This window comes from Pseudomonas sp. NFACC32-1 (assembly GCF_900101215.1).
GTDB lineage: Bacteria > Pseudomonadota > Gammaproteobacteria > Pseudomonadales > Pseudomonadaceae > Aquipseudomonas.
This window is the reverse complement of the sequence record NZ_FMUL01000011.1, coordinates 205,322-217,592: the sequence shown is the minus strand read 5'-3', so window position 1 is coordinate 217,592 and position 12,271 is coordinate 205,322. Positions and strand designations below refer to the sequence as shown.

Below are 12,271 nucleotides of genomic sequence, written 5' to 3'. Positions count from 1 at the left end.
AACGCAGGATCGGCAGCACCGGCATCCATTCGCCGACCTTCAGCTCGGTCTTGGAGACCTTGGCCTTGAGCGCGACGCCCAGGCGGCCGAAGTCATCGGCGGGGCGACCGTCGTCGTGCACCGGCAGCAACTGCGTTCCTGCCGTGCCACGGCCACCATCGAGCTTGACCGAGTACAGGCCCAGCACGTCCACGCCGAACCCCACCGTGCCCTGGGTGAAACCGGACTTGGCGTCGAGGATGAAACTCTGGGTCCATTCCTCGGCCTTGCCCTGGGCATTGTTCGGGTTGGTGAAGTTGCGGTTGAAGTAAGCGTTGCGCAGGTTCAGCGTGGCCTTGGCATCCTCGACGAAGCCTTCGGCCTGGGCGACGGTGGGCAGCAAGGCTGCCAGACTGCTGCAGCCGAGCAGGGTCAGGGCATGGCTGGTGCTGGAAAGGGTATGGCGAGAAGGACGGCTGGGGGAAAAACGGACACGTGTGCTCACAGTAACGCTCCCTACTTTTTTGTTGTTTTTATTTTTGTCATACGTCGTCGTACAACATAGTGGGATTATTTGTGGCCGCCGACTCCTTGTCAACTGGCCATTATTTGATTTCTACCAGTGGATGCACCTTGTGAATGGGGCTCTCGTCAAGGGCAGAGCGAGTGACAGCCGTGACGATAAGGACATCGTGCGTGGCGAAAGGGGCGATGGTTGCGTTTACGGTTGTGCGATGACTGGTCTAAGACATTAGTCGAAGGCCGGCATCTTGATGATTTGCCTGGCACCCGAACGAACATCATCGGCATCGTCCCTGTCGGGCACCTTTCTCCAGGGAACGCGTCACCCTCGGGAAGGGTCGTACCACCATGCCTTGTCGATCACATGGAGACCCAATGAACCAAGACGTCCCCAATGCCGATACCAACCGTCGCCAGTTGCTGCAGATCATCGCCGGGCTGTCGGACGGGGTGATGCTGATCGAAGTCGACCAGACGATCGCGTGGGCCAATGAGGCCGCATTGACCATGCACGGCGTCAGCGATCTGAATGACCTGGGTGGCAACGCCAAGGGGTACGCCCAGCGTTTCAACCTGCGCTATCGCAACAATCACGCGTTGCCCGAGGACAACTACCCCATCGCCCGGGTGGCCCGTGGCGATGAGTTCAGCGACGTGCTGGTGGAAGTCACCCCCAAGGCCGATCCCGATCGCACCTGGGTCCATCGGATCCGCAGCATGGTGCTGACCGACCGTGGCGGTGAACCGGAATACCTGGTGTTGATCCTCAGTGATGCCACCGAATGGGCCAGCGCCGAGCAGCGTTTCGAAAAAACCTTTGCCGCGAACCCGGCGCCGGCGGTGATCTGCCGTCTCAGTGACCTGCGCTATATCAAGGTCAATCCGGGTTTCCTGGAGATGACCGGCTACAGTCGCGACCAGGTGATCGGTCGTTCAGTCTATGAACTGGACGTGCTGGAAGCCGCGGAAAAACGTGACCTGGCCGTCGAGCGCCTGGGGCAGGGCGCGACCATTCCGCAGATGCAGGCCGAGCTGAGACTGCCCGATGGCGGCAGCAAACAGGTGATCGTCGCCGGCCAGCCACTGGACCTGCAGGACGAAGACTGCATGCTGTTTTCCTTCATGGACATGGAGCCGCGCCGCAAGGCCGAGACTGCGTTGCGCCAGAGCGAAGAGCGCTTCGCCAAGTCGTTCCGACTGTCTCCCGTGCCTACCCTGGTATGCAGCGCCGAGCAACAGTTGCTGGAAATCAACGAAGCGTTCCTGGAAACCACCGGTTATGCCAGCGAAGAGCTGCTGGGCAAGACCGTTGAAGAAATCGGCTTTATCGACAGCGAAGCCAGCGCCGCCCTGTTCGCCAAGCTGGAGAAGGCCGCCACGGTTTCAAGGATCGACGTCAAGGTGCAGAAAAAAGGTGGTGAGCTCATCGATTGTGAAGTGGCCGCCGATACGGTGCTGATACAGGACAAGCCTTGCTACCTGTTGGTGCTGATGAACATCACCGAACGCAAGCGCTCGGAGCTGGAGCTGGTGGCTGCCATCGAAGAGGTGATGAAGGATGCTTCCTGGTTCAGCCGGACCCTGATTGAAAAACTGGCCAATGTGAAAAGCATCAACGCACCGGTCCCCAGCGTGTCGTTCACCGAGCTGACCGCCCGGGAACGTGATGTGCTGGGGCTGATCTGCCAGGGACTGGCCGACAAGGAAATCGCCGCACGCTTGAAACTGGCCCCCAATACCGTGCGCAATCATGTGGCGACGCTGTATTCGAAGCTGGACGTCCATAGCCGTAGCGAGGCGATAGTGTGGGCGCGGGAACGGGGTCTGTTCGCCAATGAGTGGCGCATGAAGGCACCATGATAGCCAGTGCAAATGTACCGGGCCCGTTGGTGCAAATTCGGGTTTTGCCTGTAGCCAGGCTTCCTTACGCTGTCGGGGTGCGACGTCGTCGGTGATGTCGCGTCCCCCACGAAACAGTCAAGGAATACGCCACATGTGCAGCAAGCCAATCGAATGCGGGATTGACAGGACGTCTACGCGGGTCCGGAAGCCGCAGCTGTCCGCCATTCATTCGAACCCGTGGACCTGAGGTGCAGCGCATGACTCACCTGGCTCCCTTGCGTGCTCGTCTCGAAGAGAATTTTACGCCCCTGGCCTGCGAATGCAGCCTCAATGGCGACGGCACCCTGACCGTGCGCCTCTATCACCGTGAAAGCGGTGAAGTCGATCTGGTAGTAAGCGGCATGAGCATCGACAGCGTCCGGTCGGAAGAAAGCATTGCAAAGCTGATCGAAGAACTGCGTTATGAGCTGGGCAACACTCCGCTGTATCGCGGTGATCCCGCCTGAAACTCCCTTCACCACCCCCTTCATTGCAAAGCCACGTCCTGGTTGATCGCTACAGCAGCGTCGCTCGGCAATCGAGCGCCAGGCGGGCTCCGCCCTGTTCGCTGCTGTCCACCTCAAGTGTAAATCCGTGCAGATTGACAATCGCCGCCACGATGGACAGGCCCAGGCCGAATCCACCGTGCTGGCTGCTGCCCTCTGCGCGATAGAAACGCCGGAACACGGCCTTGCGTTCCGCCTCCGGGATGCCGGGGCCGGAGTCGAGTACTTCGATGCGCGTGCTGTCGCCCTGGTCCACGCCCCGCAGGACGACCTCGCCTCCCGGCGGTGTGAACTTGATGGAATTGCTCAGCAGGTTCGACACGGCTTCGAACAGCAGCGCCCGGTCGCCATTGAGCAGGGGCAAGGTCTCGGGCACGTCGAGGCGGAAGGTCAGTTCGCGTTCTTCGGCCAGGGGCAAGTAGAAGTCGTGCAGTTCCTGCAAGAGTTGCAACGGGTCCAGGCGCACGAAACCCGAACGGCGCTGCTGGTCTTCCAGTTCGGAGATCCGCAGCAGCCCGCGAAACCGAGCCATCAGGGTATCCGTCTCGGCAATCACCTGATCCATCTGCAAGGCTTCGGGCGAGCCCTCTGCCGCTTCCTGCTGGATCCGGTAAAGCTGGGCGCGCAAGCGGGTGAGGGGCGTGCGCAGGTCGTGGGCGATGTTGTCGCACACGCCCTTGACCTCGTTCATCAGGCGCTCGATGCGATCGAGCATGGCGTTGACGATCGCCGCCAGCATGTCCAGTTCGTCGCGGCGGCTCGACAGTGGCAGGCGATGGGTGAGGTCGCCGGCCACGATGGCCTCGGCGCTGGCCTGCAGTTTGCGGATGCGCTGCAGTGGTCGGCGGCGCAGCAGATGCCAGCCGGCGAGGCCCGGCAGGATGGTCAGCGACACGCCCCAGAACAATGCCCGCAGGATGATGTGCGTGACGGCGAAGAGCGAACCGTTGTCCCGTGCCAACACCAGCCAGCGTCCGTCCTGGGTCCGGGTCGCCACCGCATCGCAACTGTCCGAGGGCACGCCGGGGGCGTCGGAGTCGACGCAGCCGCCCAGCATGTGGATCTTGCCGTCCAGCGGCAGGTCGGCCGGAATCCGCTGGATCGGCCCGCTCAGGTGCCGCAGTTGCGGATCGAACAGGCCGTAGGCATCGACCCCGCGCTCGTCCAGGGTCAGGCTGGCCATGAGCGCGTCCTCCAGCTGGTCGGCATGGATGCGGGCAAACAGGTGCTGGCGCTGCATCAGGGAGTGTTTGGCCAGGCTGTCGAGGTAGCCGAACACTTCGTAATACATCACCCCCATCAACAGAGCGCTCCAGATCACGAACAGCGCGCTGTACAGCGCCAGCAGGCGGCTGCTGGAGGAGCGCCAGCCCTTAGCGGGGTTCAGCAATGACATAGCCGGAACCTCGCACGGTGCGAATCAGGGGTTCCAGGCCCGGCGGGTCGATTTTCTTGCGCAGACGACCAATGTGCACGTCGATCAGGTTGGTGCCGGGGTCGAAGTGATAGCCCCAGACTTCCTCGAAAATCATCATGCGCGAAAGGATCTGTCCGCTGTTGCGCATCAGGAATTCCAGCAACTTGTACTCGGTGGGCAACAGGCTGAGCAGTTGCCCGTTGCGGCTGGCCTCGCGGCTGATCAGGTTCAGTTCCAGGTCGGCGACCCGAAGGGCGGTTTGCGTTTCCTGGGCGCCGTTGTTGCGGCGCAGCAACACTTCGACACGAGCCGCCATCTCGTCGGTAGCGAAGGGCTTGGTCAGGTAGTCGTCGCCGCCGGCCCGGAGACCGCGTACCCGTTCATCCACATCGGACAGGGCGCTGATCATCAGGATCGGCGTCGCCACGCCCATGTTGCGCAGTGTGGTGACGATCACCAGGCCGTCGAGCTCGGGCAGCATGCGGTCGAGGGTAATCAAGTCGTAATCGCCGCTCACCGCGCGTTCCAGACCTTCGCGGCCATTGTCGACCCAGTCGACGCTCAGGCCGTTGCGGGTCAGCTCGGCGACGATCTCACGGGCGGTCACGGCGTCGTCTTCGATGGTCAGGATGCGGTTCATGGGCGGTACCGGGTTGAGAAATTGATGCCATTGCGCGGCATTCTGCCAAAGATTACCTGTCGGCTTTCTGAAAAAAAGTTCATCGAAGCCGCCAGCGATTTCCCTGGCCTGGATCAACACTTGGTCACAAATTATCCCTAACATGCGTTTCGCCCGCACTATCATGTGGCATCGATTGCCCCGCCTTGGCGCGCTCGCGCTGACGCAGGCACCGACGCAACCGGTGATGGTGTGCTGCAAGGAGCCGAGACCTCACTGGTCCTTCAATAAAAGCATCAAGGAAGAGCAGCATCATGCAGTCTCAAGACCTTCTACGCCGAAAATTCGACATCCAGCCCCTGGCCAGGGCCGACATGACGGTGTGCCTGGACGGGCGGATCGTCGACGCCGCCCACGGCGAAACCGTTCTTACCGTCATCCAGTCCCTGGGCCAGCGCCAGGTGGCCCGCAACGATCACCAGCAGATCAGCGGCGCGTATTGCGGCATGGGCGTGTGCCATTGCTGCCTCGTCAAGATCGATGGGCGTCACAAGCGCCGCGCCTGCCAGACCCGGGTGCGTCCCGGCATGCAGATCGAGACCCGGGCCAACCGCATCGCCGAAACGGAGGCGCCATGAGCCTCGATCCGGTGATTGTCGGCGGTGGGCCGGCGGGCATGGCCGCAGCCATCGAGCTGGCGGCCCATGGGGTGCGCAGCACTTTGCTCGAAGAGGCGCCGCGCCTGGGTGGCGTGGTCTATCGTGGGCCGTTGCGCGACGGTGTGAGCCTGGACTACCTGGGTTCCCGCTATAGCCAGGCCCTGAACAGGCTTCACGGTGAGTTTCGCCAGTACGCCGGGCTGATCGACGTTCGGCTCGACAGCCGCGTCGTCGGAGCCGAAGGGTTCCGGGCGCTGATGCTGCTGGATGCCGACGAGCGTTTGCGGGAAGTCGCCTATTCCCATCTGGTATTGGCGGCCGGTTGCCATGAGCGCAGCGTGCCGTTTCCCGGATGGACGCTTGCCGGGGTGATGATGCTGGGTGGGTTGCAGCTACAGATCAAGAGCGGGGTGGTCAAGCCGCCCAGTCCGGTGGTGATCGCGGGCACCGGCCCGCTGCTGCCCCTGGTGGCCTGCCAGCTGCATGCTTCAGGCGTGGCCGTGGCCGGCGTGTACGAGGCGTGCGCATTGGGCAGGATCGCCAAGGAAAGCCTGGCCTTGCTGAACAAGCCACAGCTGTTTCTCGACGGCCTGAGCATGCTGGGCTATCTCAAGCTGCACGGCATTGCGGTGCGTTATGGCTGGGGCGTGGTGCGGGCCGATGGCGATGGTGAGCTGAGCTGTGTCACCGTCGCGCCTTATTCCAGCGACTGGGAGCCGGACCTGGCCCGTGCCGAACAAGTGCCGGCCCAGACCCTGGCGGTCGGCTACGGCTTCATTCCACGCACCCAGTTGAGCCAGCAGATGGGCCTGGAGCATGGCTCCAGCGACGACGGCTACCTCAGGGCGGTGTCCGATGCCTGGCAGCAAAGCAGCGAGGCCCATATCCACCTGGCTGGCGACATGGGCGGGATCCGTGGCGGTGAAGCGGCCATGCTGAGCGGGCGCATCGCCGCGCTATCGATCCTGATGCAAGGCAATGTGCTCGACCCTCGTACCGCCCTTGAGCGCCGCGAGCGCTACCAGGCGCAACTGGACCGCATCGTGAGCTTCCGCGCCGCCGTGGACCGATACACTCGCCGCGGTGCCGGGCAAATCGCGCTGCCCGCCGCCGATACGGTGATCTGCCGCTGCGAGCATGCCACCCGCGCTGATATCGACCGGGCCCTGGAGCAGGGCGTGCAGGACATGGCCAGCCTGAAAATGCGCACCCGGGTGAGCATGGGCGACTGCCAGGGGCGGATGTGCGTCGGCTATTGCAGCGACCGGCTGCGCGAAGCCACCGGACGTGGGGATGTGGGCTGGTTGCGACCGCGCTTCCCCATCGACCCGGTGCCCTTTTCAGCGTTCCAGAACGTAGGCCAGGAGGGCGTACGGCATGACTGAGTATCAGAGCCTGAAGGATTACGACGTGGTCATCGCCGGTGGCGGTGTGATCGGGGCTTCGTGTGCCTATCAGTTGTCCAAGCGCAAGCACTTGAAGATCGCGCTGATCGATGCCAAGCGCCCGGGCAATGCCACCCGGGCTTCCGCGGGAGGCCTGTGGGCCATCGGCGAGTCCGTGGGGCTGGGGTGCGGGGTGATTTTCTTTCGCATGATGTCGGCCAACCGCAAGCGCCAGGCCCAGGGCGCCGCCGTGGCGGTGGACGCCAGTACGCCGCACATCCTGCCGCAATCGTTCTTCGACTTCGCCTTGCAGTCCAACGCCTTGTATCCGCAATTGCACCGGGAGTTGATGGACAACCACGGCATGGATTTCAAGTTCGAGGAGACCGGGCTCAAATTCGTGATCTATGACGATGAGGACCGCTTGTACGCCGAGCATATCGTCGCCTGCATCCCGCACCTGGCGGACCAGGTCCGCTGGCTCGACCAGGCCGCCCTGCGCGAGGCCGAGCCGAATGTCAGCCACGAGGCCCGGGGAGCGCTGGAGTTCCTGTGCGATCATCAGGTCAGTCCGTTCCGCCTGGCGGACGCCTATACCGAAGGCGCTCGACAGAACGGCGTCGACCTGTTCTTCAACACCAACGTCACCGAGGTCCTGCGCAAGGGCACGCGGGTCACCGGGGTGAAGACCGCCGAGGCGGGCACCTTCAATTGCCGGACCCTGATCAACGCCGCCGGTGCCTGGGCGGCGGACCTGAGTGAGCAGGCCACCGGCGTGCGGATTCCGGTCAAGCCGGTCAAGGGCCAGATCCTGTTGACCGAACGCATGCCGAAGATCCTCAAGGGCTGCCTGACCACCAGCGATTGTTATGTGGCCCAGAAGGACAACGGCGAAATCCTGATTGGCAGCACCACCGAAGACAAAGGCTTTGACGTGACCACCACGTACCCGGAAATCGAGGGGTTGGTCCAGGGTGCAGTGCGGTGCATCCCGCAATTGGCCGACATCAACCTGAAGCGGACCTGGGCCGGCCTGCGCCCTGGATCTCCCGACGAGTTGCCGATCCTGGGGCCGATGCGGGGCGTGGAAGGCTACCTCAATGCCTGCGGGCATTTCCGCACCGGCATCCTGACCTCGGCCATCACCGGGGTATTGCTGGACAAATTGGTGAACGACGAGCCGTTGCCACTGGACATCACGCCGTTCCTGGCGGATCGGTTCGAGGTGGCACCAGCGTTCGTGGAGCCGAAGGAAGTGGAACCGGCCTGAGCAAATCCTGTTTGGGATCTGTGGCGAATACCTATCCCGCCGTCACCCGAAAACAAACTGTGGGAGCGAGCTTGCTCGCGATAGCGTAAGGTCAGTCAGCATCCATGTTGGCTGGTACCCCGCCATCGCGAGCAAGCTCGTTCCCACAGGGATCCGGGGTGAATCAGAATCCTGCGCTCGACCGCCATCGCCGGTTATTCCATCGGCGTGCTGACAAACGCCTCCAACCCTTCGGCATAGGCGGTGAACGCGCTGATCGAAGGAAAGGACTTGCCCTGCACCTGATCCGGTACCACCAGGTTGGTGAAGCTCCAGGCCACTGCCAGGGTGATGCCTGCCTGATCGAGTGAGCCGTCGGTGACCAGGGGCTGTTTCACCAGTTCCTGTTCGAGCATGCCATAGGCCGCCGCCAGTTGACCTTCAACCCGTTCGACCCAGGGGGCGTGTTGGATTTCTGTCGGCCGCAGGTTGCGTTCGTAGTAGATCTGCACCGACTTCTCGCACGCCGCCAGGGCCAGGCCGATAAGGCGCAGGGTGCGCAGCCGTTGCCCGCTGTCGACCGGCATCAGGCTTTTGCCCGGTGTGGCCAAGACCTCGAGGTGGTCGATGATCAACGTGGAGTCCATCAGCACCGCGCCATCGTCGAGCACCAGGGTCGGCGCCTTGACCACCGGGTTGATGCGCTGGAACTGTTCGAACTGCCTGAACACCGAAATCGATTCATGTTCCAGCGCAATGTCCAGGCATTTGGCGGAAATGGCGACGCGTCGTACGAATGGCGAGTCCAGCATGCCGATCAGTTTCATGGTGCTTCCTTCTGTGGTTGGACGGTCCGGGTTTCTAGTCCTCGAATCCTGCCTGTTCGTGGATTTCATCGACCTTGAGCTCCAGCCGGTAGGCCACGGCAATGAACAATGCCTGGCACAGGCAAAGGGTAGCGCTCAGGGAGCGAAACGCGAACGAGCTGCCTTCGTTTACCAGCAACACCGTATTGGCCCGTTTGGCCAGGGGCGACAGGTTGCTGTCGGTGATGATCAAGGTCTTGGCCTGGTGATGCTGGGCGATGCGCAGGCAATGCTGGGTTTCCTTGCCGTACGGGGTGAAGCTGATGGCGATCACCAGGTCGTTGGCCCGGACGCTGCGCATCTGCTCGCGATAGCTGCCACCGAGCCCGGACACCAGGTGAATGCGCTTGTTGGTGTGTTGCAGGTTGTACACCAGGTAATCGGCTACCGCGAAGGAACGCCGGACGCCCACCACATAGATATTGTCGGCATTGACCACCAGGTCCACGGCCTTGTCGAACGCCTGGTCGTCCAGTTCCAGCCCCAATCGCTCGATGCCCGAGAGTGTGGCGTTGATGCATTCGCGCGCCAGGTCGCCGCCGCAGGCCTTCTGGGATTTGTTGGCGATCATGCTGCGAATGCGCTGCTGGTAGTTCTGTACCGGCGTGGTCTTGTGGGTGTAGGCCTCCCGGAACAGCGCCTGCATTTCACTGAACCCGCTGAAACCGAAGCGTTGGGAAAAACGCACGATGGCCGACGGATGCACTTCGCATTCGCGAGCGATATCACTGATACGGTCGACCATGATGCGGTCGCTTTGCTGGCTCATGTAGCTGGCGATGCGTTTGAGCTGGCGCGGCAGGCTTTCATATTCCTCGGTGATCAGTTGCAACAGGCGTTCGGCATTGATCGGTGGGGTTGCGAGGGCGGACGCGCGCTCGGACGGCTCCGGCAGATCGGGGCGGGTCATAGAAAATCCTTCTGGCTTGTTCTTATAGGGCGGTCCGATAACGTCCCGGCCCTCGACAACAGGTTGGCTGATCGCAGTCTACAGCGTAGGCGCAAGGAAAATAATGAGCGCGGCAGGCGACGTGACCTGCTGAAACGATGCACTGCGCCTGTCGCGGTTCCGAGCACAGGGTATTGGAAAAAATATTCCACGTAAAAAATTTATAGAATAATTATTGATATTTGCCCGTGGCTCGTTTTAGTCTGCATCCACCAACGCGTTGGCACCGCTCCGGCGGCGAACGCAGGCTGATAAAAATAACAGGAGCCAGCATGGGCCAGACTCGTTTTGCCAGTGGGCGTCAATTGGATGTGATCTGCCTGGGACGCCTGGGTGTCGACCTGTATGCGCAACAAGTCGGGGCGCGGCTGGAAGATGTCACAAGCTTCGCCAAATACCTGGGTGGCTCATCGGCCAACATCGCTTTCGGCACCGCTCGGCTCGGGCTCAGGTCCGCCATGCTGAGCCGGGTAGGGGACGACCACATGGGACGCTTCCTGGTGGAGTCCCTGGCCCGTGAGGGCTGCGATGTCAGCGGCATCAAGGTCGATCCGCAACGCCTGACCGCCCTGGTGCTGCTGGGTATCAAGGACCGGGAAACCTTCCCCCTGGTGTTCTACCGGGAAAACTGCGCCGACATGGCGTTGCGCGCCGAAGACATAGACGAGGCCTTTATCGCCTCCAGCAAGGCCCTGTTGATCACCGGCACTCATTTCTCCACCGACAGCGTCTACAAGGCCAGTATCCAGGCGCTGGACCATGCCCAGAAGCACAACGTCAGGCGGATCCTGGACATCGATTATCGCCCGGTGCTCTGGGGCTTGGCCGGCAAGGCCGATGGCGAGACCCGTTTCGTGGCCGATCAGACCGTCAGCCGGCATGTGCAAGGCATCCTTCCGCGTTTTGACCTGATCGTCGGCACCGAGGAGGAATTCCTGATCGCCGGTGGCAGCACGGATCTGCTGGCCGCGCTGCGCACCGTGCGTTCGCTGACGGCGGCGACCCTGGTGGTCAAGCTCGGCCCGCAGGGTTGCACGGTGATCCACGGCGCCATCCCCGACCGGCTTGAAGACGGTGCGATCTATCCGGGCGTCAAGGTGGAGGTCCTGAATGTCCTGGGGGCCGGCGATGCCTTCATGTCGGGCTTTCTCGCCGGCTGGCTGGAGGAAGCCGACGATGCGCGCTGCTGCCAGTTGGCCAATGCCTGTGGCGGCCTGGTGGTGTCGCGCCATGCCTGTGCCCCGGCGATGCCGACCCGGGCCGAACTCGATTACCTGTTCGACAGCCCGGTGCCCATCACCCGGCCGGACCAGGATGTCGCATTGCAACGGCTTCATCAGGTCAGTGTGCCTCGCAGGGCCTGGAAACAACTGTTCATCTTTGCCTTCGATCACCGTTGGCAACTGGTGGAACTGGCTCAAAAAGGCGACCGGGACCTGAGCAGCATCGGCGCGCTCAAGCAACTGTTCATCCAGGCGGTGGAGCGAGTCGAAGTCGATCTGCGTCGCCAGGGCATCGAGGCGGACGTCGGGTTGCTGGCCGATCAACGTTTCGGCCAGGATTCCCTCAATGCCGCCACCGGACGCGGCTGGTGGGTGGCGCGCCCGGTGGAGGTGCAAGGCTCGCGGCCGCTGGCTTTCGAGCATGGCCGCTCCATCGGCAGCAACCTGATCGCCTGGCCAGGCGAGCAGATCATCAAGTGTCTGGTGCAATTTCATCCCGATGACGAGCCGCTGCTGCGCCTGGAGCAGGAGGCGCAGTTGATGGGGTTGTACAAGGCATCCCAGGTCAGTGGCCATGAACTGCTGCTGGAAGTCATCCCGCCCAAGGATCATCCATCGCCGCATCCGGACGTGCTCTATCGCGCCTTGAAGCGCCTCTACAACCTGGGGATCTTTCCGGCCTGGTGGAAGATCGAAGCCCAGACCGCAGAGCAGTGGAAGCAACTCGATGAGTTGATCCAGCAGCGCGATCCGTACTGCCGTGGTGTGGTGCTGCTGGGCCTCAATGCTCCGGCCTCGGCCCTGGCCGAAGGTTTTCGCCAGGCCAGCCAGAGCGCTACCTGCCGGGGTTTTGCCGTGGGGCGCACGATCTTCCAGGAACCGAGCCGAGCCTGGCTGGCGGGGGAGATCGATGACGAAACGCTGATCAGGCAGGTACAGGGCACGTTCGTGGAACTGATCGACGCGTGGCGAGCGGCCCGGGCGTGACCGATGGAACAAGCATCCGTGGCGAGGGG

The 12,271-nt window shown here is 62.5% G+C and carries 10 protein-coding genes and 1 pseudogene; 6 read left to right on the top strand and 5 right to left on the bottom strand.

The features are described 5' to 3' along the window. The coding region (locus tag BLP99_RS17980) for an OprD family outer membrane porin (RefSeq protein WP_371128609.1) at positions 1–415 on the bottom strand (415 nt) is incomplete at its 3' end. A 461-nt stretch (positions 416–876) separates the two neighbouring features. On the opposite strand from BLP99_RS17980, the gene BLP99_RS17975 reads away from it, so the two are divergent. Then, complete coding sequence (locus BLP99_RS17975; RefSeq protein WP_072396106.1) at positions 877–2,361, top strand: helix-turn-helix transcriptional regulator; 1,485 nt, start codon at positions 877–879, stop codon at positions 2,359–2,361. A 239-nt stretch (positions 2,362–2,600) separates the two neighbouring features. Further along, positions 2,601–2,849 (top strand): DUF1652 domain-containing protein, encoded by a 249-nt coding sequence (locus tag BLP99_RS17970; protein WP_072396108.1) that lies wholly within the window; start codon positions 2,601–2,603, stop codon positions 2,847–2,849. Between the two features lie 49 nt (positions 2,850–2,898). Here BLP99_RS17970 and BLP99_RS17965 read toward each other — a convergent pair whose 3' ends face one another. Beyond that, positions 2,899–4,284, bottom strand: coding sequence for a sensor histidine kinase (locus BLP99_RS17965; RefSeq protein ID WP_072396111.1), 1,386 nt, complete (start codon positions 4,282–4,284; stop codon positions 2,899–2,901). Next, positions 4,262–4,945 carry a response regulator transcription factor gene (locus BLP99_RS17960; RefSeq protein ID WP_072396113.1) on the bottom strand — a complete coding sequence of 228 codons (684 nt, stop codon included), beginning with the start codon at positions 4,943–4,945 and terminating at the stop codon, positions 4,262–4,264. Before BLP99_RS17960 ends, BLP99_RS17965 begins: the two co-directional genes overlap by 23 nt. A 293-nt stretch (positions 4,946–5,238) precedes the next feature. Between BLP99_RS17960 and hcnA the strand changes: the two genes are divergently transcribed. Genes hcnA through hcnC form a run of 3 tightly spaced genes read left to right on the top strand, consistent with a single transcriptional unit; the run spans position 5,239 to position 8,238 of the window. After that, on the top strand, positions 5,239–5,562 hold the full coding sequence (gene hcnA / locus BLP99_RS17955; protein WP_072396115.1) for a cyanide-forming glycine dehydrogenase subunit HcnA: 324 nt from the start codon (positions 5,239–5,241) through the stop codon (positions 5,560–5,562). Further along, a complete protein-coding gene (gene hcnB, locus BLP99_RS17950; protein WP_092181264.1) occupies positions 5,559–6,968 on the top strand; it encodes a cyanide-forming glycine dehydrogenase subunit HcnB in 1,410 nt (469 codons plus the stop codon). Before hcnA ends, hcnB begins: the two co-directional genes overlap by 4 nt. Beyond that, positions 6,961–8,238: a cyanide-forming glycine dehydrogenase subunit HcnC gene (gene hcnC / locus BLP99_RS17945; protein ID WP_072459019.1), complete on the top strand. Its 1,278-nt coding sequence runs from the start codon at positions 6,961–6,963 to the stop codon at positions 8,236–8,238. Before hcnB ends, hcnC begins: the two co-directional genes overlap by 8 nt. A gap of 557 nt (positions 8,239–8,795) precedes the next feature. On the opposite strand, the pseudogene BLP99_RS26900 reads toward hcnC, so the two are convergent. Both BLP99_RS26900 and BLP99_RS17935 read right to left on the bottom strand, forming a co-directional pair. Continuing rightward, positions 8,796–9,044: pseudogene (locus BLP99_RS26900) on the bottom strand (glutathione S-transferase N-terminal domain-containing protein); the annotation flags it as partial. Positions 9,045–9,078: 34 nt separating this feature from the next. After that, complete coding sequence (locus BLP99_RS17935; protein WP_072396142.1) at positions 9,079–9,993, bottom strand: MurR/RpiR family transcriptional regulator; 915 nt, start codon at positions 9,991–9,993, stop codon at positions 9,079–9,081. A gap of 311 nt (positions 9,994–10,304) precedes the next feature. Here BLP99_RS17935 and BLP99_RS17930 point away from each other — a divergent pair, with 311 nt between their 5' ends. Further along, entirely contained in the window at positions 10,305–12,242 is a 1,938-nt protein-coding gene (locus BLP99_RS17930; RefSeq protein WP_072396144.1) for a bifunctional 5-dehydro-2-deoxygluconokinase/5-dehydro-2-deoxyphosphogluconate aldolase, read from the top strand. Positions 12,243–12,271 lie beyond the last annotated feature (29 nt).